The organism is Brevibacterium sp. FME17, assembly GCF_014897515.1.
Taxonomy (GTDB): domain Bacteria; phylum Actinomycetota; class Actinomycetes; order Actinomycetales; family Brevibacteriaceae; genus Brevibacterium.
Genome location: NZ_JABUYD010000003.1, coordinates 184,528 through 207,843, shown reverse-complemented (window position 1 = coordinate 207,843; position 23,316 = coordinate 184,528). Strand labels below are relative to the sequence as shown.

The 23,316-nt window shown below is 62.9% G+C and carries 20 protein-coding genes; 10 read left to right on the top strand and 10 right to left on the bottom strand.

Features of this window, described 5'->3' with window-relative positions; all coding sequences use genetic code 11:
• Window positions 1–6 precede the first annotated feature (6 nt).
• On the top strand, window positions 7–762 hold the full coding sequence (locus INT40_RS04585; RefSeq protein ID WP_193095603.1) for a pyrimidine reductase family protein: 756 nt from the start codon (window positions 7–9) through the stop codon (window positions 760–762).
• Window positions 763–792: 30 nt separating this feature from the next.
• Here INT40_RS04585 and INT40_RS04580 read toward each other — a convergent pair whose 3' ends face one another.
• The 5 genes from INT40_RS04580 to INT40_RS04560 form a co-directional block, all read right to left on the bottom strand.
• Window positions 793–1,443: a TetR/AcrR family transcriptional regulator gene (locus INT40_RS04580; RefSeq protein WP_180958890.1), complete on the bottom strand. Its 651-nt coding sequence runs from the start codon at window positions 1,441–1,443 to the stop codon at window positions 793–795.
• Window positions 1,433–3,130: an AMP-binding protein gene (locus INT40_RS04575; RefSeq protein ID WP_101569976.1), complete on the bottom strand. Its 1,698-nt coding sequence runs from the start codon at window positions 3,128–3,130 to the stop codon at window positions 1,433–1,435. Before INT40_RS04575 ends, INT40_RS04580 begins: the two co-directional genes overlap by 11 nt.
• 69 nt (window positions 3,131–3,199) lie before the next feature.
• Window positions 3,200–3,946: an SDR family NAD(P)-dependent oxidoreductase gene (locus INT40_RS04570; RefSeq protein ID WP_101569977.1), complete on the bottom strand. Its 747-nt coding sequence runs from the start codon at window positions 3,944–3,946 to the stop codon at window positions 3,200–3,202.
• A 78-nt stretch (window positions 3,947–4,024) separates the two neighbouring features.
• On the bottom strand, window positions 4,025–5,170 hold the full coding sequence (locus tag INT40_RS04565) for an acyl-CoA dehydrogenase family protein (RefSeq protein WP_193070948.1): 1,146 nt from the start codon (window positions 5,168–5,170) through the stop codon (window positions 4,025–4,027).
• A 63-nt stretch (window positions 5,171–5,233) separates the two neighbouring features.
• Complete coding sequence (locus tag INT40_RS04560) at window positions 5,234–6,061, bottom strand: enoyl-CoA hydratase-related protein (protein ID WP_101569979.1); 828 nt, start codon at window positions 6,059–6,061, stop codon at window positions 5,234–5,236.
• A 276-nt stretch (window positions 6,062–6,337) separates the two neighbouring features.
• Here INT40_RS04560 and INT40_RS04555 point away from each other — a divergent pair, with 276 nt between their 5' ends.
• Window positions 6,338–6,970 (top strand): hypothetical protein, encoded by a 633-nt coding sequence (locus tag INT40_RS04555; protein WP_193071101.1) that lies wholly within the window; start codon window positions 6,338–6,340, stop codon window positions 6,968–6,970.
• 203 nt (window positions 6,971–7,173) lie between these two features.
• Here INT40_RS04555 and INT40_RS21135 read toward each other — a convergent pair whose 3' ends face one another.
• The gene (locus INT40_RS21135; RefSeq protein WP_319020840.1) at window positions 7,174–10,488 is read right to left on the bottom strand and encodes a PDZ domain-containing protein; all 3,315 of its coding nucleotides are present in this window, start codon (window positions 10,486–10,488) and stop codon (window positions 7,174–7,176) included.
• Window positions 10,489–10,568: 80 nt separating this feature from the next.
• Here INT40_RS21135 and argS point away from each other — a divergent pair, with 80 nt between their 5' ends.
• Both argS and INT40_RS04540 read left to right on the top strand, forming a co-directional pair.
• Window positions 10,569–12,320, top strand: coding sequence for an arginine--tRNA ligase (argS, locus tag INT40_RS04545; RefSeq protein ID WP_193095602.1), 1,752 nt, complete (start codon window positions 10,569–10,571; stop codon window positions 12,318–12,320).
• The gene (locus tag INT40_RS04540) at window positions 12,317–13,588 is read left to right on the top strand and encodes a CynX/NimT family MFS transporter (RefSeq protein WP_319021935.1); all 1,272 of its coding nucleotides are present in this window, start codon (window positions 12,317–12,319) and stop codon (window positions 13,586–13,588) included. The genes argS and INT40_RS04540 overlap by 4 nt, the downstream gene beginning before the upstream one ends.
• Before the next feature lie 164 nt (window positions 13,589–13,752).
• On the opposite strand, the gene INT40_RS04535 is transcribed toward INT40_RS04540, so the two are convergent.
• A complete protein-coding gene (locus INT40_RS04535) occupies window positions 13,753–14,601 on the bottom strand; it encodes a hypothetical protein (RefSeq protein ID WP_226830802.1) in 849 nt (282 codons plus the stop codon).
• Between the two features lie 172 nt (window positions 14,602–14,773).
• On the opposite strand from INT40_RS04535, the gene INT40_RS04530 reads away from it, so the two are divergent.
• A complete protein-coding gene (locus tag INT40_RS04530) occupies window positions 14,774–15,313 on the top strand; it encodes a peptidylprolyl isomerase (RefSeq protein ID WP_193095600.1) in 540 nt (179 codons plus the stop codon).
• A gap of 75 nt (window positions 15,314–15,388) precedes the next feature.
• Window positions 15,389–16,096, top strand: coding sequence for a rhomboid family intramembrane serine protease (locus tag INT40_RS04525; protein ID WP_101569986.1), 708 nt, complete (start codon window positions 15,389–15,391; stop codon window positions 16,094–16,096).
• A 409-nt stretch (window positions 16,097–16,505) separates the two neighbouring features.
• Here the strand turns inward: INT40_RS04525 and INT40_RS04520 are convergent, their stop codons facing one another.
• Window positions 16,506–17,357, bottom strand: coding sequence for a cell division protein CrgA (locus tag INT40_RS04520; protein WP_193095599.1), 852 nt, complete (start codon window positions 17,355–17,357; stop codon window positions 16,506–16,508).
• A gap of 380 nt (window positions 17,358–17,737) precedes the next feature.
• Here INT40_RS04520 and INT40_RS04515 point away from each other — a divergent pair, with 380 nt between their 5' ends.
• From INT40_RS04515 to INT40_RS04505, 3 genes are read left to right on the top strand one after another with little or no spacing between them, the layout of a single operon-like run.
• Entirely contained in the window at window positions 17,738–18,823 is a 1,086-nt protein-coding gene (locus tag INT40_RS04515) for a class E sortase (RefSeq protein ID WP_193095598.1), read from the top strand.
• A 2-nt stretch (window positions 18,824–18,825) separates the two neighbouring features.
• Window positions 18,826–18,999 (top strand): hypothetical protein, encoded by a 174-nt coding sequence (locus INT40_RS04510; RefSeq protein ID WP_009884833.1) that lies wholly within the window; start codon window positions 18,826–18,828, stop codon window positions 18,997–18,999.
• A complete protein-coding gene (locus INT40_RS04505) occupies window positions 18,996–19,670 on the top strand; it encodes an anthranilate synthase component II (protein ID WP_193095597.1) in 675 nt (224 codons plus the stop codon). The genes INT40_RS04510 and INT40_RS04505 overlap by 4 nt, the downstream gene beginning before the upstream one ends.
• Before the next feature lie 20 nt (window positions 19,671–19,690).
• On the opposite strand, the gene INT40_RS04500 is transcribed toward INT40_RS04505, so the two are convergent.
• On the bottom strand, window positions 19,691–20,539 hold the full coding sequence (locus INT40_RS04500; RefSeq protein ID WP_193095596.1) for an IS5 family transposase: 849 nt from the start codon (window positions 20,537–20,539) through the stop codon (window positions 19,691–19,693).
• 272 nt (window positions 20,540–20,811) lie between these two features.
• On the opposite strand from INT40_RS04500, the gene INT40_RS04495 reads away from it, so the two are divergent.
• Window positions 20,812–21,324, top strand: coding sequence for a GyrI-like domain-containing protein (locus tag INT40_RS04495; protein ID WP_193095595.1), 513 nt, complete (start codon window positions 20,812–20,814; stop codon window positions 21,322–21,324).
• 9 nt (window positions 21,325–21,333) lie between these two features.
• On the opposite strand, the gene pknB is transcribed toward INT40_RS04495, so the two are convergent.
• The gene (gene pknB / locus INT40_RS04490; protein ID WP_193095594.1) at window positions 21,334–23,244 is read right to left on the bottom strand and encodes a Stk1 family PASTA domain-containing Ser/Thr kinase; all 1,911 of its coding nucleotides are present in this window, start codon (window positions 23,242–23,244) and stop codon (window positions 21,334–21,336) included.
• Window positions 23,245–23,316: the final 72 nt, after the last annotated feature.

Below are 23,316 nucleotides of genomic sequence, written 5' to 3'. Positions count from 1 at the left end.
GTGGCGATGACTGAGATTCCGAAGATCAACCGGTTCTTCCCCGACCAGGCGACGGACGTGAGCCTGTCGGAGGCCCTGGCATTTTCCCGAAATGCCGACCAGTGGGTGCGCGCAGTGTTCGTGGCCTCAGTCGATGGGGCTGCGACTATCGCCGGTCACGCCGGTGGTCTGGGCAATCACATCGACAAGCAGTTATTTGCCTTCAACCGGGCATCGGCAGATGTTATCCTCGTCGGCGCCGGCACTGCCCGGACCGAGAACTACGGTCCTGCCGAGGATGATCGGCAATGGCGGCATCTGCGGGTGGGCCGCAGCCCCACAGCCCCCATCGCGGTGGTCTCCCGCAGCCTGGACCTCGATTTCTCGGCCCCGCTGTTCACCAAGGCTCCCGAATCCGCCCCCACGATTCTCATTACCTGTGCTGATGCTCCCGAGCCGGCCAGAGCCCAAGCTGCTGAGGTCGCCGAGGTGATCGTGGCCGGTCAATCGTCTGTGGACCTGGGCGCGGCGATCGCCGAACTCCGGTCGTGTGGATTCGCCCGGATCATGTGCGAGGGCGGGCCGCAGCTGTTCACCGACCTGGTGGAGGCCGGAGGTGTCGATGAGCTGTGTCTTACCCGAAGCCCGACCCTGGTCGCCGGAACTGAGACGAACATCCTGCGCGGCGCCCAGTTCGACCCACCGGTCGAGCTCGAGCTGACGACCCTCTTCGGCACCGACGACGGATTTCTCTATCTGCTCTACCGACCGGCCGGGTCATAGGGGCCTGGAACGTCACAGGCCCGTCGAACCCTAGTTCAGGTTCACTCTCTTCCGCGCGCTGGTGCTGAGGTTGCTCAGCACCACGGTGCGAACCTGCCGGTCGATGTACTGGCTGAGACTGACCTGCGTCTGCTGGAAATACCAGTGTTTGAGTGCCCACATATGGGCCAAGGCCATGAGGTCGTGTCCGAGCGTGCCGGCGTCGACCTCGTACAGGTCACCCTTGTCCACAGCCTCACCAACGACATCGATGAGCGGCTGCAGAGTGGCCAGCTCCTGAGACTGGATGGACGCCAACCCGTCGCGTGAGAGAGACCTGGAAGTCTGATAGGTCAGAACGACGGCCTGACGATGCTCATCGACGACCTGACAGAACTCGGTGAACGCCGCAATGATCCGATGGACCGGATCTTCACTCGCCTCGATGGCTGCCGGCACGCGCACACGGAAGCCCTCGAGAACTCGGGTGATCGCGGCCAGCAAGATCTGCTCTCGGTCCGAGAAGTATTTGTACAGCAGCCCGACGCTGACGCCGGCAGATTTGGCGATCGCCTGCATCGACACGGCATGTGAGCCCTTCGTCTGCATGAGACTCACAGCCGCCTCGACGATCTGCTTCTCACGGTATTCCGCGCGAGCACCGCGGACTACGGCGTTGACGTCTTGAGTCTCACTTGTCATGCCTGCTGACCACTTCCTCGCGGAGCTTGAACTTCTGAATCTTACCGCTCGGGGTCCGTGGGAACTCATCCAGGATCTGCAGCACCTCGGGCCAGTAGTGTTTGGTCACGCCCTTGGCGGCGAAGAATTCGCGCAGGTCATCCATGGTGAATGTGTGGCCATCTTTGAGGGTGACCACGGCGCACGCGATCTCCTGCAATCGGGGGTGGGGCACCGCTACGATCGCCACTTGGGAGATGGCGGGATGCTCGTACATGACGTTCTCCACATAGGCGACGGGAATGTTCTCCCCACCTCGGATGATGATGTCCTTGGACCGTCCGCCGATCTTGATGAAGCCGTCTTCGTCCATCTCCGCGATATCGCCGGTGTCCAGCCAGTCACCGTCGAAGGCCTCCTCGGTGAGGTTCGGTTCGCTGAGATACCCGACGAACAGAAACGGGCCCTTGACCTGGACCTTTCCTTCCGTTCCGGCGGAGACCGGTTCGCGGAGGGGATCGACGATTCGCACCTGCATATCCCCAAGCGCCCGACCGTCCGTGCTTGTGACCTTCTCATCAGAGTCGCCGGGGGCGGTCATGGTGACCAGTCCGCATTCGGTCTGACCCCAACCGCCGAAGACGTTGAGTTCCGGGAGCACTTCTTTGGCCTCCTGGACCATGACGCGTGGAATCGGAGCGCCCATGCAGCAGAAGTGTCTGAGACTCGACAGATCGCGGTCCGTCGTCGTGGCAGCGTCGATGAGATCGTGCAGGAACGGAGTGGCGCCGGAGGTGTGTTCAATGCCGAACTCTTCGATGAGCTTTGCGAACTCCTCACCGTTCCAGACATCCTGGAACACGCCGGTTCCGCCGATGAGCAGCGGCAGGCAGACCCCATACATGTACCCGGTGAGGTGTCCGAAGGTCGACGCCATGTGGACGACGGAACCCGTCTTGAGTCCCAGGTGGTCCGGCCAGGGAAGGGCGGCCGAGAGCACCGAATTATGGGTGTGCATGACCCCCTTGGGATCACCGGTCGTTCCTGAGGTGAAGAGGATCAGACCGACATCGTTGGGGCCGGGTCTCCGCGCGTTCCAGTCGATGCTGGCGCCCACTGACTCTGAACTCGGCGTACGCTCTGAACCCGCCGTGCTCCGTCCATCACGTTCGAGGAAGTCCGACCATCGTTCGAGTCCCTCGCGGGAGGTGAACGGATCTTCGCCGGGTGCATCGAGGACGATCGTATGGCGCAGGTCAGGCAGATCGTTCTTGAGGCGGTCGACCATGTCCGGGTAGTCGAACTTCCGGAACCGGTTGGGGACGAAGAGGACTGCGACGCCGGACTTCTTCGCCATGTACCCGATCTCACGATCGCGGTAGATGGGGATGAGGCCGTTCGTAACCGCCCCCGCTTTCAGTGCGCCGAGGTGGATGACCAGCCATTCGTACCAATTGGGCAGATGGATCCCCACCACCTCGCCGGGCTGCACACCGAGGTCGATCAGCGCCCTCGCACACGCCTCGGCGTCGGCTGAGAGCTGACGATATGTGTGGGTTCCATAGGGATCCCGAGAGACGACCGAATCGGGAATCTCGGACGTCCAGTGGTCCAGATGATCGAGCAGCGTCTTGTTCTTCCAGGCGCCGGTCGAGGTGTGTTTCTCAATGAGGGAATCAGTGAGGATCGTGTCGAATCGGGTAGGCATGTCAGGGCTCCTTTGCTCTGGTTTGGTGCCGGTGGCGGGAGATCGTTGTGGTGACTCGGTGGGTAGGGCTCAGGCCATGGTGAGCCCGCCGGAGACGGAGAGGGTCTGACCTGTGACGTAGGTGGATTCGGGGCGGGCGAAGAAGGCAACGGCATTGGCCAGGTCATCGGGCTGAGCAAGGCGACGCATCGGGATGGCCTTCTCCAGAGCGGTCCGCAGCTTCGGATTGTCCTCGGAGATCTCAGCGAACAAGGGGGTGTCGGCCGGACCTGGGCACACGCAGTTGGAGGTGATGTTGTGTCGTGCGACTTCGCGGGCGAAGGTCTTGGAGAAGGAGATGATGCCGCCCTTGGCCGCAGAATAGACGGCTTCACCGCTCGAGCCCACGCGTCCGGCGTCGGAGCCGATGCTGATCACGGCCCCTGATTCGGCGGCGATCATGTGGGCTGCGGCCGACTGCGTGCAGTTGAGGGTGCCGATCAGATTGATCGCGATGACGCGGTCCCATGTCTCGGCCGTCGACTCCATGAAGGGTTCGACCTTGTCCCAGCCGGCATTGTTGACGAGCACGTCGATGCGGCCGAAGGTCTCGATCACTTGGGTGGTCATGGCATCGACTTTCGCCCGATCGGTGACATCGACGGCGAGGCCGATGGAGTTGTTGCCCAGCGCCGAGGCGGTTTCCTGTGATTTCGCAGCGTCGAGGTCGGCGACGACGATGGTGGCACCGTCTGCCGCCAAGCGGGTGGCGATCCCTTTGCCGATCCCGGAGGCGGCGCCGGTGACGATGATGATGCGAGAGTCCAGTTCAGACATGATATGTGGTCCCTTCGGATGGTGTCGTTGTCAGATATGTCGGATATGTGTGGCCGGGGTTCGGAGGACGGAGGTGGCTCAGGGGGCGAAGGCACGTCCGGCTGATTCTCGGGCGATGACGAGCTTCATGATCTGTGCTGCTCCGTCCCCGATCTGCATGCCGAGCACATCGCGGAGGCGCTTCTCCACGTCGCGGTTCTGCATGTAGCCGTTCTGGCCGTGCAGGAGGAGGCATTGATGGATGGCATGGTAGGACTCGAGCGGGGCCCACCATTTGCACATGGCTGCCTGTGAGGTGTGGGGCAGGCCTTCGTCGCCGAGCCACAGGGTGTTCAGACACAGGAGCCTGGCGGCTGCCATCTTCGTCTCCGCCTCGGCCAGGGGGAATGAGACGCCTTGGAACGTCGACAGCGGCTGGTCGAAGGCCTCCCTGCCCTTCACGTAGTCCCATGCGTCTTCGATAGCCCTCAACGCGCTGCCGGTGCATTGCAGTCCGATGAGGGCGCGGGAGAAGTCGAATCCCTGCATGACCTGGGAGAACGCTGCTCCCTCCGCGCCGAGGAGGTGATCGGCAGGGATCCTGACATCGGTGAAGTCGACGGAGCCGCGGGCCACCGCCGACTGCCCCATGTCGGTGATCGCTGTGCGGGTCACCCCGGGGGCGTCAAGGTCGACGAGGAAGGCAGAGATGCCCTTTCCCCTCTTCGCATTCGGATCGGTCCTCGCGAAGATGACCGTGGCCGCCGAGGTCAGTGCCAGGGACATCGACTTCGTGCCGTTGATGATCCAATCGTCACCGTCGTGCGTGGCGGTGGTCTGCGGATTCCCGGCGTCCGATCCGGCGTCCGGCTCCGAGAGCCCGATAGCCACTGTCTCCGTACCTGAAGTGATGAGACGGCAATAGTGCTCGGCCACCTCGGCGCTGGCATTGCGGGCAATGACCTGGCCCATCAATGAGCCCACCACCTGCAGGTACGCGACGTTGAGGTCTCCCCGGGCAATCGCCTCGGTGACCAGCCCCGCGGTCACCTTCGTCTGGCCCTGCCCTCCTAACTGGACTGAGAGCTCAGGTGCGATGAGTCCGGCACGACCCATTTCCTGGGTGATCTCAGCCCCGATCTGCCCAGCGGCTTCCCGGTCACGTGCCTCGGAGATGAGGCGCTCCTCGAAGGTCGCTGCGGTGTCGAGCAGTGATTGAGCCTCTGGGGTGATTGCGAAGTCCACTGTGATCCTCAAATTCTGGTGGGATGGTCGTTGTGTGAGCTGGTCCCGGGGATTGGGTACGGCTCAGTAGGCGTTGTCGAAGCCGCTGAAGTCCGGGTCGCGTTTCTCGGCGAAAGCGGCCGCGCCCTCATGCGACTCTGGTGAGTGTGCGTAGAGGTCCAGGGCGCTCATGGCCAGGTTGGTGAAACCGGTCTGCATCTCACTGTCGGCGTTGAATGACTGCTTGAGGAAGCGCAGCGCAGTGGGCGCCTTGAGTCCCAGGGCTCGGGCACGGTCCTTGGCCCGTGGCATGAGGTCTTGGGCCTCGACGACCTCATTGGCCAGCCCCCAGCTCTCGGCCTTCTGGGCGTCGATGAGTTCGCAGAAGTACCACATCTCGCGGGCTCGCTTCTCACCCACGACCCTGGCGAGGAAGGCCGTTCCGTATCCGGCGTCGAAGGACCCGACTTTCGGCCCGGCCTGTCCGAAGCGAGCATGTGCGGCAGCGATCGTGATGTCGCAGAGTGTGTTCAGCACATTGCCTCCGCCGATGGCGACACCGTTGACGGCGGCGATGATGGGCTTCGGCACAGAGCGCATGGTCTTGTGGAGTTCGGAGATACGGAACATGCCGTACCGGCTGGGACCGTAGTCTCCGGTCTTCGCCTTCTGCTTGACGTCGCCGCCGGCGCAGAATGCCTTCTCTCCCGAACCGGTGAGGATGATCGAGCGGACCTGGTTGTCTCCCCAGGCCTGTGTCAGTGCCTCGATGAGTTCGTCGACGGTCTGGGAACGGAAGGAGTTGAACGAGTCGGGACGATTGATGGTGATGACCGCGAAGGATTCTTCGACCTCATAGAGGATGTCCTCGAAGTCCTGTGTGGTAGCAGCGGGTTCGTGTGTCTCTGTCATCTTTGCCTCCTCAAGCTGATGTCCTACGGGGGGCGGCAGCCTGTCCCGCAAGAAAATGAATCTAAGTTCACTCCAAGTGAACACTAGTTCAGTACTGAGGTCAATACCCTTGAGTCGGTGAAGTGGGAGTGGTGAATCCTCATTTCTACTGCGGGTTCGCGGGAGCACCCGTTTCTACTGTGGGTTCGCGGAAGCACCCGGTGCGGAGTGCGAGAATGTGATGTAGAACCGATCCTCGTAATCCCGTGGTATCCGTGCACAATCGAGAGGGCAGTGATGACTCAACCCCGTGAGACCAGACCGCAGCCGGCTGCCGGCGCGGAGATCGGCTCCCTCATCGGCGGAGCATTCGGCCTGGTGTTCCTCATCGTCAACAGCGCATCGTTTTCGACCCTGGGCCGTATCCTCGTCCTCGTCATGGGGATCGCGGCCTTCGCCGTCATCGTGTTCTTCGCGATTCGTTCACTGGGCCGCATGAAGCGCGCCCAGGTCTCCTCAGCAACGTCCGTCGAGTCCGCTGAGTCCGCTGAGTCCGACGAGGGGCAGGCTGCGGCCGGACCGCGTCGGACCGTTCCCTTCGGACGCAGCTACTGGATCATCGTCGGGATCGAAGCACTGGCGCTCTTCGGCGGTACGCGCCTGCTGAGCGGTTTAGGGCATCCGGAACTCGGCGTGGCCTGGGTGGCGTTCGTCGTCGGCACCCACTTCTATGCTCTCGGCCACGTGTTCAAACTCAACCGGTTCCATATTCTCGCCACGGTCGTCACCCTGTGCGGCATTGCCGGCTTCATCGCCTTCTTCGCCTCGATCCCAGCGTTCATTCCCATCTTCAGCGGGATCATCTCCGGATTCGTGCTCCTGGCGTTCGGCCTCTGGGCGCTCGTCCCGGTCGAGGGTGAGCGTGCGTGAAACGCCGATTTGCTGTCCGCAAACGGTCGCCTGGTCGTTCTGGGGCGAACGTCTGCAGACAGTGAAAACCGTTTGCGGACAGTAATCGGCTGACCGAAGCCCGTGGCCAGTGACTCTTGACGAACAGGTCCCGTCGCCGGCTGCAGCGGTTGCGCGGGCCCAGGTCCTGGTGCTTCGTCGGAGGGTTGGCTCCGTCGCCGGTCCTACTCCGTGGGCGCGCCTGGGGCCTGCACCTTCGGCACCGACTGGACCCGTGGGGCTGGGAACTCGGGCGGTTGGGCCGCGGGTGCATCCTCCAAGCCAGCGAGCACCTCGGCGATGGCACGGTCGAGCTGCAGATCGTCCTCACTGAACAGCTGCGAGGGATCGTGCTCGACCTCGATGTCGGGATCGACACCGTAGTTCTCCACATCCCAGCCCTTGCCCTCGAGCCAGAAGGCGTAGCGCGGCTGAGTCACGCCGGTGCCGTCGACCAGTTCGTAGCGGCCGTCGATGCCGACGACGCCGCCCCAGGTGCGGACTCCGATGACAGGGCCAAGGCCCTTCGCCTGCACTCGTGCGTTGATGATGTCGCCGTCGGAACCTGAGAACTCGTTCGCGAGGAAGGCCACAGGGCCACGGCGGGTATCCTCCGGGTCGGGAAGCATCTTGTCGTAGCTCCTGGAGGCGTTCCAGGCGATGACCCTGTCCGCGAAGCGCTCGGCGACCAAGGCACTCGTATGACCGCCCCGGTTGAACCGGACATCGGCGATGACGCCCTCGGCAGACATCGCCTGCCGCAGGTCACGGTGCAGCTGAGCCCAACCACCGGCCATCATGTCGGGGACATGGACATAGCCGACGCGACCACCGGACTTCTTAGCCACATACTCACGCCGGGAGCGGACCCAGTCCTGGTAGCGCAGCTTCTCCTCATCGACCAGAGGAATGATCGCGACCACACGGTCCTTGCGCCCCCGCCGCAGAGTGAGTTCGACGATCGAATCGGCCGCTCCCACCAGGTGGGCCGCCGGGCCGCGGACTTCGTCGACGGACTGACCGTTGACGGCGACGATGAGATCACCTTCGCGGGCTCCGACACCTGCTTGACGCAGGGGCGACCTGGCGGCGGGATCACTGCTCTCACCAGGCAGGATACGGGCAATCGTCCAACCCTGATCGGTCCGTTTCAGATCCGCCCCCAAGAAGCCGAGCTTCTTCGACTGATCACCGGGAGGTCTGGACGGAGAGACATAGGCATGTGAGGTGTTGAGCTCACCCACGGTCTCCCACAGGATGTCGACGAGATCGTCATGGGTCAGCGCCTTTGCGGCGACTCGACGCCAGCGCAGGGTCACGCCCTCCCAGTTCACCCCGTTCATGTCCGCACGCCAATAATGGTCGCGCATGATGCGGGAGTTCTCCTCGAACATCTGCAGCCATTCGGCCCGCTGATCGAGTTCGAACCGCAGTCGTGTGAGGTCCACGGAGACCGTGTCATCGTCATCGGCTTCGACCTTGCGGGTGGCCGGCCGCACCGACACGTCACCATCGTTGGTCACGATGATGAGCTTGCCATCACCGGAGACCTCATAGTCATCGGCCTTGTCGACGACTGCGGAGACCTTGCGTTTGGCGAAGTCGAAGTACTGGACCACCTCGCCCGGCTTCTCACCGGCATCACCGGAATGCTTATCGCCAAGCTCACCATCCTCGGCATCACCGGTGCGCATCCACAGGACTCCGCCCTCGGCCGCACTCAGATTGCGGAAGACACCAGAAGAGACCGGGAACGCCACGATCCTCTCCTCTGCCCCGGCAAGCTCGACGTCGGCGGTGACGACGGTCTTCTCCGCCTTTGCCTTCTCCGTCTTCGACGTCTCATCGGTGACCTCACCGATCGCCCAACCGTTGGCACTCGGGCCGAAGGGTGCGGGCTCGGTCGAACTCAGCGGCAGCAGCCACGGTCTGGTCACACCGTTGAACGACAGGTCGAAGGAATGCTGATTGTAGGAGGGATCGAAGGTCCGATCCGAGAGGAACGCGACGTACTTGCCATCGACGGTGAATGCCGGCGAGAAGTCGTTGAACTTCCCATTCGTCAGCGCCTGACCCTCACGATCCGACTTCGTATCGACGATCATCAGCCGCTCCAACATCTCCTCGCCCTGGGTCGGCTGCGACCACACGAGGTAGCGGCCGTCGGGAGAGAACCGAGGAGTCTTGGCCTCACCGAAGCCCGAATGACCCACCAGGCGAGTCCTGCCATTGCCGACGTCGACGAGGCGGATACTGCCATCGTGAGAGATCGTGGCCAAGGTCTTCCCCGCAGGGTCCGAGGCCATATCGAGGACGCGTCCCAGGGCTCCGGCCCCGATCCGCCGAGGAGGTTTGTCACCGGAGACGGCCCGGACCTCGATCGAGTCCTCACCCTCGACATCGGTGATGTACGCGGCGAGTCCGGTCTGTCCGACGACGACGGGTTCACGGGTGCGGATCGACGAATCCGCACACAGCGCCCGCGCAGGGCCTTCGCGATGGGCCAGCCAGAACGTCTTTCCGCGCCATTCCACCACCGAGGCGTTGCCACCATGATCCGGGACGACGCTTAAGGTGCTGGAAGTGGGATCGATGTTGAGCGGCTGCACCCCGGTGCCGGGAAGCTGCACATTGAGGGTTCTGATCTGAGCGTCGAGACTGTCGAGGATGCGGATCTCACCGTGGCTGTGCCACACGATGCGGGTTCCATCGGTGGTGGCATCGCGGACATAGCCCTCGGACTCGGTCTGGAACGTCAGCTGCCGCGGCTCACCGGTCGCGGCCCGGTCCGACGTGGACTGCGTGGCCAAACCGTCCCAGATCCACAGGTTCGCCTGCTCATGAGCATGATCAGGGAAGGTTGCGGCACGGTCGGAGGTGAACACCAACGAGTCACCGACCCAGATCGGATCAGTCAGCGACGCAGCTTCCTCCCGGAGCAGACGCTGCCACTGGGCACCTGCACCCGAGGCATCACCGGCACGATCGAGCCACAGCCTTGGCGCAGTGCCGCCGCGATAGCGCTTCCAGTGCGCGGGCGGACGCGAGAACGGGGTCGACAGAGCCGTCACACCCGAGTGATGTCTGCTCAGCCCCGAGGCCCGACCCAGGAACAAGCGTTCGACACTGCCGTCCAGGCTGACTGACTTCACAACATGATTGCGGACCTCGAACTCACCGGCATTGGATCCGATGAGGATATGGCTCTCATCGGCCCACCCGAGCATTGTCGTAGTCGTTCCACCCAACCAGCTCAGCCGTCGCAGGGACCCGGAAGCCACCTCGGCGAGCATGAGTTCAGGATGCCCGTCGCGGAAGGACACATAGGCGACACGTGTCCCGTCCGGCGAAATCCGCGGACTGCGGACTGGGACATGATCCGAGGTCAGACGCCATGCACGTCCGCCAGCTGACGGGGCGATCCAGACATCGTCGTCGGCGGTGAAGGCGATGAGATCACCGTGGATGTGCGGGTACCGGAGGTAAGAATTCTGAGTCACGTGACCTACATTACAAGCTTGGGCGCCGAGGTGACACGGCCCATGCGGCGCAGTCGGTCCCCGACCAATAGAATGGTGACATGCCATCTCTGACTTCGCTTCTCAACGATCGTTTCGCACTTGCCCTCGAACAGTCCTTCGGCGAGGATTTCGCGCGACGCGACCCCGTGATCAGGAGCAGCCAGTTCGCCGACTTCCAGGCCAACGTGGCGCTGCCCCTGGCGAAGGAGCTGAAGTCCAAGCCACGCGATATCGCGACTACGATCGTGGATAATCTCGACCTCGAGGGGATCTGCGTGACCCCGGAGATCTCGGGTCCCGGCTTTATCAACCTCACCTTCACCTCAGAGTTCCTGGCCTCGACCCTGAACCAAGGACAGGTCACCGAGGTCGGATCTCAGGCGAGTGCAGCACCCGAGGGCGCAAGATCCGCCGGACAGCGCATCGTCATCGACTATTCGGCACCCAACGTGGCCAAGGAGATGCACGTCGGTCACCTGCGGACCACCGTCGTCGGTGATGCGCTGGCCCGCACCCATGAACTCTTCGGCAACACCGTGGTCCGCCAGAACCACATCGGTGACTGGGGCACGCCGTTCGGCATGCTCATCGAGCACCTCCTCGATGTGGGCATCGAGTCCGAGACGGCCCAGGACATCTCGGCCAACCCCAACGCCTTCTACCAGGCAGCCCGCGCGAAGTTCGACAGCGATGAGGCCTTCGCCACCCGTGCCCGCGCCCGCGTGGTCGCGCTGCAGGGCGGGGATCAGCAGACTCTTGAGCTCTGGGAACGCCTCGTCGGGTTCTCACGGATCTACTTCAACCACATCTACTCACTCCTCGACGTCACCCTGACCGATGACGATCTTGCAGGTGAGAGCATCTACAACGATGACCTCGCCGCGGTCTGCCAGGACCTTGAGGACAAGGGCCTGGCCCGCATCAGCGATGGTGCACTGTGTGTGTTCCCCGAGGGATTCACTGGCCGCGAGGGCGAACCCCTGCCGCTGATCATCCGCAAATCGGACGGCGGCTACGGCTACGCGACAACAGACCTCGCGGCCGTCCGCCACCGGGTGCGCACACTCAACGCCGACCGTGTCCTCTACGTCGTCGGTACCCCGCAGGCTATGCACTTCGAGATGGTCTTTGCCATCGCCCGGGCCGCCGGCTGGCTGCCAGAGGGCACCGAGTTCGAGCATGTGAAGATCGGCAATGTGCTCGGCGATGACGGGAAGATCCTGCGCACCCGCTCCGGCGCGCCCCTGCGTCTGGCCGAACTCCTCGAGGAGGCGGTCGCCCGCGCCAAGACCACTCTGCAGGAGTCCAACACCGAGTTCGCGGCCGAAGAGGAAGCCGTCGTGGCCAAGGCCGTGGGCATCGGTGCCGTGAAGTACGCAGACCTCTCCGTCGCCCACGACACCAGCTACACCTTCGACCTCGACCGCATGCTCGCCCCCTTCGGCAACACCGCCCCGTACCTGCAGTACGCCGGGGCTCGGATCCGTTCGATCCTGCGCAAGGCGGACGGGGAGGCATACACGGTCGCGCCGATCCACCTCGGCGAGGCGGCTGAACGTGACTTGGGTCTGGCGCTGCTCGGGTTCTCCGATGTCCTCGCCGATGTCATCGCGGGCTCCGCGCCGCACCGACTGTGCACGTACCTCTTCGATCTCGCCCAGTCGTTCACCTCGTTCTACGAGCAGTGCCCGGTCCTCATCGCCGAATCCGCCGAGGTGCGCGATTCCCGGCTGCGTCTGAGCCAGACCGTCCTCGAGGTGCTCGAAGCGGGTCTCGGAGTTCTCGGCATCCGCGTGCCCGAGCGCATGTGAACCAGCCTGACCCATCCGTTGCCCGGCGGATGCTGCCGTGGATGGTTGTGGGCATCGTCGTTCTGGCGATCAACCTGCGGGCACCGATCATCGCTCCGACGGCCGTCCTCAGTGACATCCAGGACGACACCGGGCTGAGTGCGGCCGGGGTCGGCCTCCTCACGGGTCTGCCGGTGCTGCTGTTCGCCCTGGTCACCCCTGTGGCGGGCAAGATCATCGGACGCTTCGGTGCGGAGGCAGCAGTGCTGTCGTGCCTGACCGGAGTCCTGCTCGGAACCGTGCTGCGCTCCGTGGGTCCGCCCTGGCTCGTGCTTGTGGGCACCGGAATCATCGGGTTCGCCATCACCTTGGGAAATATCGCCGTGCCGGTGATCATCCGCCGCGAGGTCCCGTGGAGCCAGGTGTCGATGGTGACGGGCCTGTACTCGGCCACCATGAACGTCGGGTCTATGCTCACGCTGCTCGGCACGGGGCCCTTGGCGGCAGCGTTCGGTTGGCGGTGGGCCATCGCCATCTGGGGCGCCATGGCAATGATCGGACTCGCCTACTGGCTATTCGCGATCCGGCTGCGGGTCCGTCGCAACGCGATCGTCGCAGCGTCGGCAGAAACACCACCGGCACCCCAGCCCACACCGGTACGGCGCCCGTGGCGCGAGGCACCTCCTGAATTCCGTGCCATCATCGCGCTCCTTGTGGTCACCTTCAGCGGACAGTCGATCGCGTACTACACGACCACGACGTGGCTGCCGTCGATTCTGGCGGACACGGGAGGGTTGAGTGCAACCGCGTCGGGCGGCACCGCTTCTCTGTTCCAGGTCGCAGCCATCCTCGGCGCATTCGGTGTCCCGCTGCTGGCGGCCCGAACCAAGCCGTGGGTGCCGGTGGCCATCATCGCGGCGCTGTGGCTCTCACTGCCCGTCGGGCTGCTGCTGGCTCCGAGCTCATATGTGCTGTGGGCGACCACCGGGGGTATCGCCCAGGGCGGCGGATTCACTGCGATCTTCTCCATCATCGCCCGCACCGCCGGCAGCGACCGGGAAACCGCATCCGCCTCGGCTCGGGTGCAGGGCGGCGGCTACCTGGCCGCCACACTGGCGCCGCCCTTCGCGGGCTGGCTGGGCAATGTCACCGACGGATGGACGGCCCCGATCCTGCTCATCCTCGCAGCGACCCTGGCCTTCACCATCGCGGGGCTGCTGGCCGTGCGGATCTCCGGCCGCTTCCGTGGCGGTGGGCCTGCCAATAGGCGTGAGGTGCTTGATGGTTGACGACCGGCCTCCTGAGTGACGCTCGCCTGAATGACGAACGGCTCCCGCTGCTGAAGTTGCCTCACGTGGATAAGTGAGGAATTCAGCGGCGGAAGCCGTTCTTTCTGTCTGTGCCAGCCAGCCGACCGGTCAGTTGACCAAGTCGGTCGACTTCTCAGAACAGATCAGTGCTTGGCATTCTTGTCTTCGACCGTCTCGGCGGCCGACTTCGAATCCTCTGCAGGCTTGGCGATGGTCGCCGGTGTGGCCTTGGTGTCCTTGGCCTCCTTGGCCTCGGTCGCAGGCTTCGGTGTCGGTGTGGTCGTGGCGGCCGCCTTCGACTCAGGCACTGCTGCCTGCGAGACCTCAGGTGCTGTTCCCTGGCGGGATGCGGGGGTCGAACCCACCGGGCGAGCATCTTCGGGACGGTTGTTGGGCAGCGGTGTCGACCATGGGTCCTCGACCGGCTGCGCCTTCTTCCACACGTAGTAGCCGATGCCGGCTGCAGAACCGATGACCAAGGTCCACACGACTGCGGCCTTGCCACCACCGGACTTGCGTGCGGTGTCCTTCTGGATTCGTTTGCCGGCGTTTGTGAGGGCCTTGCGAGCCTTCTTCACGGCTTTCTTGTCGCCGGTCAGGCGCACAGCGAGATCGTCGACGAGCTGAGGAGTCTCAGCGGCTGCAAGCGAGTTCGCGGCGTTGGACGCAAACTTGCCGGCACGTTCGGTGGCTTCGGGACGGTAAGCATCGAGCTTGTCCGCCCAGGCATGAACCTGCTCATTCGCTTTGTCTGCGAACGCTTCGACCTGGGGACGGGCCTTGTCGGCAAGGTCTTCGGCCCGATCGGCCAGTGCTTCAACCTGCGGGCGAGCCTTCTCAGCGAGCGCCTCGACCTGAGGGCGTGCCTTGTCAGCGGCTTCGCGGAGTTTTGGACTTGCGGCCCCGCTGGCATCGGCCAGGACTCGGAGTGACGTCTTCTTCGCGGAATCGAGCTTCGAAGCGAACGGATCTCGAGCTGACTTCTTCGACATGAACATTCCCAATCCTCTTTGTCGGGGGCAATTGATCTGTCTCAGTCTACGGCCTAGGTGCAAGCTGCTGGACATCAGGCCGTCATGAAATTGTCTGCAGAAACGCTGACAGAGTCCGCAAACGGGGCCGAGGGAATCTGCAGAAGCCACGAGGGCGTGGAAGAATGGTCGTATGACTACAGCTTCTACGCACACAGCGATCCTGCACACCAACCATGGTGACATCACCATCAACCTCTTCGGCAACCACGCTCCGAAGACCGTTGCGAACTTCGTGGAACTGGCCAGGGGCGAGCGTGAGTTCACCGATCCCGCCACCGGCGAACCCACCAAGCGTCCCTTCTTCGACGGCCTCAACTTCCACCGCATCATCGCGGACTTCATGATTCAGGGCGGCTGCCCACTGGGCACCGGCACCGGCGGCCCGGGCTACACCTTCGACGATGAGATCCACCCGGAACTCCAGTTCGACCGCAAGTACCTGTTGGCCATGGCCAACGCCGGCAAGCAGATGGGACGCGGCACCAACGGTTCGCAGTTCTTCATCACGACCGCCGAGACCCCGTGGCTCAACGGCAAGCACTCCATCTTCGGCGAGGTCGCTAACGAAGCGTCGCAGAAGGTTGTCGACGAGATCAACAACGTCCGCACCGCGGCCATGGACAAGCCGGTTGAACCAGTCACCTTGGAATCGGTCGAAATCAGCGGCTGATACGGATTCGTCGGTGAGCATCGGTACTTGCAGCTATCGAGTACTGAGACTCACTGAACTGAGTACCATGGTGTGATGGACACACCTGAGGAGGGCTCGGCACGGGAGACCGGCCGGGCCCTTTCTGTGTCTCCACCGCTGGTGACGAGCACGATCATGATCCTTACGGGCGTGGTCTTCCTCGCCCAACTGCTGCCCAGCCTGGATCTCGTCCATCGACTGAGCTTCGTGCCCGCGCTCGTTCTTGACCAGCCATGGCGGATCCTGACCGTGGCTCTGGTGCACGAACAACCCTCGCCGTACCACCTTCTGGCCAATATGATCGGCCTGTTCTTCTTCGGTTCTTTCGTCGAGCGAGCCCTGGGCCGGTGGCGATTCCTCGTCATCTACCTGCTGGGGACGATCGGCGGATCCGTCATGGTCCTCGTTCTGGCCAAGCCGTTCTCCGTGGATTGGGTGACAAACAATATCGGTGCCTCCGGCGCTGTCTTCGCTATCGTCGGCGTGCTGTTGGTGCCGACACGCAGGCTCGACCGCAACATCACAGGGGTCGTGCTGTTCGTGGCTCTCAATTTCGGATACGGACTCCTCGTGGCAGGAGTGTCCTGGCAGGCCCACCTCGGCGGGCTCCTCGCGGGTTTCGTGCTTGGCTGTGGCGCTCTGCTGGTGCCTAAGAAGCGGTCGACGCTGGTCTTTGGACTGACGGCTCTCGGACTGCTGCTGGCAATGGCTGCAGCTGGCACCTGGCGGATCAACGAGGCCTGGCGAATCCTCCCCGTGTGAAGGGTGCCGTGAAGGGTGCCGGGTCCCTATGTCGGGAGGGTGCCGGGTGGCTCTCAGGCTTATAACAGACTTCGGTGGAAAATTGGCGTCTCCATGGACTGAAATTAGTTGTCCACACCCTTTATCCACATGGTGGATAACTTACATGTGTGTATTTCCGCAGGTCACAGGCCCAAAATAAGTTATGCACAAGCGACGCTCCCGGCTTGGGTATAACTTCGACCTTGTGGACAAACGTGCTGGCAAGGCAGTTGAAGGGTCAATATCGGGTCACCGACCCACTCGCAGGTGAGCCTGGCGTGGACCTGAGCTGCTTCGCTCCCGCCTTCGAAAAACGGGGGTCGCGTCGACTGCCGGGTTTGTGCCCCCGTGTGTCGACGCAACCCCCGTTAATCGGGAGAAACGTGAACTAGCGCCAGCGCGTGGACATGATCAGTCCCGCCACGAAGAAGGCGAAGCCGATGAGGATGTTCCAGTTGCCCCATGCCTCGACCGGGAAGGCACCCTGCGAGACATAGAAGATCACAAGCCAGATCAGGCCGATGACCAGGAGGCCGATGAGCACCGGCAGGAACCAGCTCGGGTTCGGCTTGATCGTCTGCTGACCGGACTGCGAAGTGTACGAGGCGGTCTTGCGCCCCTGGGGCCGCTTGGCCGGATTGCCAGAACGTGAGGTGCGTTTGGCTGAGGAGCCCTTCGCAGCAGAACCCTTGGCCGTTGCAGCCTTTGCCTTATCGCTCTTCTTCGCAGACTTGCTGTCCTTGTCGGACTTGTCTGTCTTATCGAGCTTCTCGGCCTTCTTGGTTCTCTTGGCCTCAGCGGTCGAGTCATCAGCTGTCTCGGCCTTGTCAGCCTTGTCGGCCTTGTCAGCGTCCTCGGCGTCGCCAGTCTTCTTGGCCGCGGAATCCTTCGACGTGGACTTCTTGCTCGTTGCGGCACCAGCGGCTGTGGGTTTCTTGGCCACCTTGTCGTCTGCGGCCGTGTCGTCGCCTGCAACATTACTGTCGCCAGCAGCATCAGCATCGACGTCGCTGACAGTGTCGGGTTCGTCGGCAACCACATCGGATGAGTCGGAGGAGTCATCCAAGTCGAGGATGTCGCCGTCGAGGCGCTCGTCCTTCAGATCTCCTGTCGACTCAGCCTGCAGATCCTCGACTGCCTCCACATCGTCATTCGGCGCTGCCGTGGTTTCGACATCGGCTTTCGACGAATTGCGAGAAGTGCGCTGGGGGCGCTGGGTCCGTCCGTTGGACTTGGCCACGAGTACTCCTTATACGGCCGACCATTGCTGAGGTCACCGATTGATGAATAGGGACAATCGGACATCAGTCTACTCGTGACATACAGCAGTTTTAAAAACTCCAACTACCCTGAGAACGACCTGTTTGTGGAGCTTCATGCGATAAAGTGCAATACGGTGTCCCCGCTTGCCCTTTGGGCCAGCCCCGGATTCGAAATATTAGGCACGGTGCAGCAGTGGTGAATAGTCCCCCCTCGGGTAACGAATCAGACGCGGATGCGTCTTCGCGACCCACTATTCGTCCTGCTCAGAGGCAGGACTCCTCGCACTACCCGCCCAATGACCGATATCAGTCGCAAGGTGGGTACGGCGGGCACGAAGCTTCCCCGGCCACACAGCCTATGAATGCCGCACCAGATCTTGGTGGTGCTCCGAATTCCGGCGTCGATGCTAACTTCGCCCCCGGTTCGCATCCAGGGGACGATCAACCGCTTCCCAGCCGGCGTGAACTTCGGCGCCGCGAAGCCGAAGCAGCTGCAGCCAACGGCGCTCCGACCGCCGTGTACTCCGATGCCCCACCCGCGTACCCCGATTTCACTCAGGACCAACCGGCGGTCAACAGCGGACCAGCGGGCAACGGGGGAACAGACCCCCGCCTCGGCGTTACGATGGGTGCTGCGGCTGCCGGAGGAGCCGGGACTCGTGCCGGAGACCGTCGCACCAATCGTCGGAGGCAGAAGCCAGAGCGCGAGCCACTCGGCCCCGTCCGCGGCACCATCCGCACCTTCGGCGAACTCTGCATCACGGCCGGGATGGTTCTCATCCTGTTCGTGGTCTGGCAGCTGTGGTGGACCGATATCGAAGCCAACCGCGACAACGAAGTGCTGGCAGACAAACTCACCGAAGACTGGTCCAACCAGGACCCCAACAAGCTTCCGGACGACCCCGACGAACCTGTCGTGGCTGACCCAGTGGAGAAGAATCACGCATTCGGCATCTTCTACATTCCACGGTTCGGCGACGACTACTACCGCACGGTCGCCGAGGGCGTCGATCTTGAACCCGTCCTCAACCGGATGGGCGTGGGCCGGTACCCGAACTCCGCGATGCCCGGCGAAGTCGGAAACTTCTCGATCGCCGGCCACCGCGTCACCTACGGCAAACCACTCAACCAGATTGCGAAGCTGCGTCCAGGCGATGAGATCATCGTCCAGACCAAGGACGGCTTCTACACGTACACGTTCCGGAACTTCGACATCATCCTCCCCGATGCCGTCGAGGTGCTTGCCCCGGTCCCCAGCGAACCCAAATTCAAGGGCAAAGACCGGATCCTCACAATGACGGCCTGCAACCCGATGTTCTCGGCCAGAGAGCGCTACGTCGCCTACGCCGAGCTCACCGACTGGACCCCTGCCGGAGACGGCGCACCAGAGAACATCAAGGATTCCAAGGCCTACGACAAGGTCAGCAAGAATGGTGGTGCCTGAGTATGTACGGTCTGATCTGGCGACTGCTTCCGGGCAACTGGTTCGTCAAACTCATCTTCGCCCTCATTCTCATCGCGGCCGTGGTGCTGCTGCTCATGCAGTACGTCTTCCCGGTCGTCGCACCTTATATGCCCTTCAACAACGCAACAGTGACCGATGGAAGCGGTGGCCAGTGACGAAGATCCTCGTCGTCGACAACTATGACAGCTTCGTCTACACGCTTGTGTCTTACGTTCGTGAGCTCGGGGCGCAGACGCACGTCATCCGCAATGACGATATGTCCGCCGAGGCTGTAGTGGCCTTGGCCGCCGACTACGACGGAGTCCTCCTGTCCCCAGGTCCGGGTGTGCCGGCCGAATCGGGAGTGTGCCCGAACCTCATCGCCTGGGCTGAGACGTCCGGGACCCCGGTGTTCGGAGTCTGCCTGGGCCACCAGGCGTTGGGAGAGGTCTTCGGCGCCACTGTGACTCACTCGCCGGTGCTCATGCACGGCAAGACCTCCGTCATCACCCACGACAGTCAGGGCATCTTCTTCGGCTGCAAGAACCCCCTCACCGTGACAAGATATCACTCCCTGGCGATCGTGGACGAGACCATCGACCTCGAGAAGTTCATGGTCACCGCCCGCACCGAGGATGGCGTCGTCATGGCCATCGAACACCGTGAGCAGCCGCTGTTCGGCGTCCAGTTCCATCCGGAGTCGGTGCTCACCGAATGTGGCTACCTGATGCTGGGCAACTGGCTCGAGGTCTGCGGAATCGAAGGCGCCGCAGCGAAGGCCGCCGCAATGTCTCCGATGGCCTCGGCGATCGCAGCGAAGTCCGACCCGGCCGGAAACCCCGCCTAAGAGATTGCGCGGGTAGGCGGTTATCGCCAGTCATAACCCTTGACGGGCCTGGTAGCCCATCGCAATGCCACCCATGATTCTTTGAGTAGCCTGCGTAAGACGATGATCGCGTTGGCCAAACACGTCCAGGCTTGCTGGACCCGATCGACTCGATCGAGGACGACCTGCAGGAGCCCGAAGCCCCGAGTATGCCAGGAATTGACGCGCTCGACCTTCCAACGGCGGGTGTGGTTGATCTCGATGTAGGTGCCCTTTGGCGAGATCTTCGCCTGGCACCCGAGCTCGTCCAGCAACTCACGAGTGGCCTGAGAGTCGTAGCCGGAATCGAGATCAACCCGAATGGACTCGGGTAGGAAGAATCCGAACCGGGACAAACACTCCAGAGTCGGACGCAGAAGAGGAGAGTCATGCCGGTTGGCTCCAGCCAGTACCACTCCGATCGGTAAGCCGTGGCCCTCGGTGAGTACCGATCGCTTCTGCCCTGATTTGGCGCGGTCTGTGGGGTTTGGTCCGGTGTTGTCGCCACCACTGGGTGCTTTGACACAGCACCCGTCAACGCTGAGGTGGGTGAGGTCGAGACCGATGGCATGGTCAAAGGACTCAAGGACGATGTGCTCGAGGCGGGAGAAGACTCCGGCGGTGATCCATTCGTCACGACGGGCTCGCAGCGTTGTGGCCGAGACTCGATCATCGGCGTGTTTGGTGTAAGCACCGCCGAGAACGAGACGGGTGATGAGCTTGTCGAAGACCACTCGGTCGGGCACTCGAGGTCGGTGACATCCGAGTGGGTGATCATCGCCGATGGTTGGTAGGAGCGTTTCGAATTGGCTCCAGAGAGGGTCGATGACTGAAGATGGAAGTGCTGGCACGGGGAAGCTGTCCTTATGTCTTCGATTGTGATGTTTGCACTTCCATCGAAGCTGACGTTTCCCCGTGCCAGTCTGTTACGACACGCCGGGTGCAGGATACGTACACTTCCCGCCTATCCGCGCAATCTCTAAGTCTCAGCGGCTAGCCTAGGCCGCAGCGACGGCTCGGCTGGGCTCAGGCTCTTCCGGTGACCCTGCCCGACATATTAGGATCGTGACACACCAAGCGATCCAGAAGTGTTGGCGGATACACGGAACCGAGAGGACCACTGATGTCAGAGTCGAGTTTCAATCGGAGCGAACCCTTCTCCGAACTCACCGTGTTCGAAGCGACGCAGATCCCCACCGCGGTGGTGGAGGCGAGAAATGTCGCTTTGGAGGACCTACCCTCACTCTTCGACGCCACATTCTCTGGGCTGATCCCGGCCCTGGCCGAGGCTGAACAGGAGATCGCCGGCCCCGCGTTTGCGCTGTACACGCGCCAGCCCAGCGACACCGTCGATCTGGAGATCGGGCTTCCGCTGACTTCGGGGCTGACTCGCGCCCTGCCACTGGGCGAGGAGCTCATCGCGATCCCATCCCAGCTGCCTGGCGGATCAGTCGCAGCTTTGACCCACATCGGTGGATATGACGGATTGGGTGAGGCCTGGGCGGGGTTGATGAAGGAGGCCGTCGATGCCGGGCACCACCCGGATCTGCCGTTCTTTGAGGTCTACGTGACCGAACCGAGGCCTGACATGGACCCGAAGGACCTGCGCACCGACCTCTACCTCGCCCTGTCTTAAGGGCTCGACTCAATTGGCGTCTGAGAAGCCGTCGAACCAGCCGCCACCGTCGCCAGGACCCATGGAGTTGTCGTCGTCCTTGCCGTTGTCCTTCTCATCATCGCCATTGTCATCGCCGCTGTCGTCGCTGCCACCATCGTCACTCGGTGCGGTGGGAATACCGCCTGGGACCGAGGGGATGCCCGGAGACGACGGCTCCTCAGGCGGCTTCTTGGCCACCTTCACCGTGATCTCCGAGCCCTGCTTGACCTCGCTGCCGCCAGCCGATGACTGTTCGAAGACCTTCTTCTCTTCCTCATCGGCGGTCTCGACCTCTTCGGTCTTGCACCCCAGTTGGTAGTCGTCGCCCTTGAGGATCTTACAGGCTTCCTTCGCGGACTTGCCCGTCACATCGGGGACCTCGACCATTCCCGAGGATACGACGAGGTCGACGTTCGAGTCCACATCCACCTTGGAGCCGTGGCCGGGCTTGGTCTCGATGACCACACCCTTCTCCACGTCCGGAGAGTTCTCGGAGATGTGCGTGCCTGCCTGGAGCTTGGCGTCATTGAGGACCTTGCGGGCATCCTCCTCGGACTTGCCGGAGACATCGGGGACCTTGACGCTCTTCGGGCCGGAGGAGATGATGAGCTTCACGACGCTGTCCTCCGGTACCCGCTGACCGCCAGCAGGGTCGGTCTTGATGGCTTTGCCCTCGTCGACGTCCTCGCTGTACGACTCGTCCCGGTCGACTCTCAGACCTTGATCGATGAGGGCAGTTTCGGCCTCATCGGCGTCCATGTTGGCCACGTCTGTGACCTCGACTTGGATGATGTCTGGTGGTTTATTGATCTCGTAGACCCACAAGGCGATAGCTGCCAATGCCAACAACACGAAGATGCTGCCGATCCAGATCCAGGCGCGTGAGCGCCTCGGCGGTGGGGGTTCGTCCTCTTTCGCCATGATCGTCGACACGGCACCCGTCTCAGGCTCCACCTCGGCGTCCTGGGCGTACTGCGCGGGACCCATCATGGCCCCGGCCATGGGGAACGCCTGTGTGCGATCCATGTCGGTATCGAAACTCAGGGGGCGACCGTCACGGGCCGCGAGGACATCCTCACGGAAGATGTAGGCATCCTGGTAGCGCTCGTCACGATCCTTGAGCAGCGCATGCATGAGCAGACGGTCGACCTCAGGCGGGACATTGGGATTGTAGAAGCTCGGCGGCTGCGGCGTCTCACCTACGTGCTGGTAGGCGACCGCGAGCTGCGAATCCCCGACGAACGGGGGCCGGCCGACGAGGAGTTCGTAGAGCAGGCAGGCAGTCGAGTACAGGTCGGAACGGGCGTCGACGACCTCACCGCGGGCCTGCTCGGGGGACAGGTACTGGGCGGTGCCCACAACCGACTGGGTCTGGGTCAGACCGCTGTTGTCCTTGAGCGCGCGGGCGATGCCGAAGTCCATGACCTTGATGTCGCCCTCGGGGGTGAGCATGACGTTGGCAGGTTTGATGTCGCGGTGGACGATCCCGTTGCGGTGGGAGTACTCGAGTGGGGCGAGCACACCGGCGACGACGTTGAGCGCCTCGTCGATGGTCAGGGTGCCGTGTTCGTTGAGGACCTCACGCAGAGTCTGGCCCTCGATGTACTCCATGACGATGAAGGGCACGGAGACGTTGGAGCCACCGGTCTCGGCGAAGTCCTCTTCACCCGAATCGTAGACGGCGACGATGCCGGGATGGTTCAGCCCGGCAGCGGACTGGGCCTCACGCTTCAGTCGCGTGTGGAACGAGGGATCGCGAGCGAGATCGGACCGCAGAAGCTTGATCGCGACGCGCCGGCCGAGCCGGTTGTCGACGCCCTCGTGCACTTCTGCCATGCCCCCACGGCCGAGGAGCGCACGAACTTCGTATCGCCCCGACAGCACCTTGGGTTCATTCATTCTGGTCCTCCGCTTGGTTCACCCACGTTGTGGGAAAGTACTGGCGCATGTCATGTAGATTACTCGTCTTCT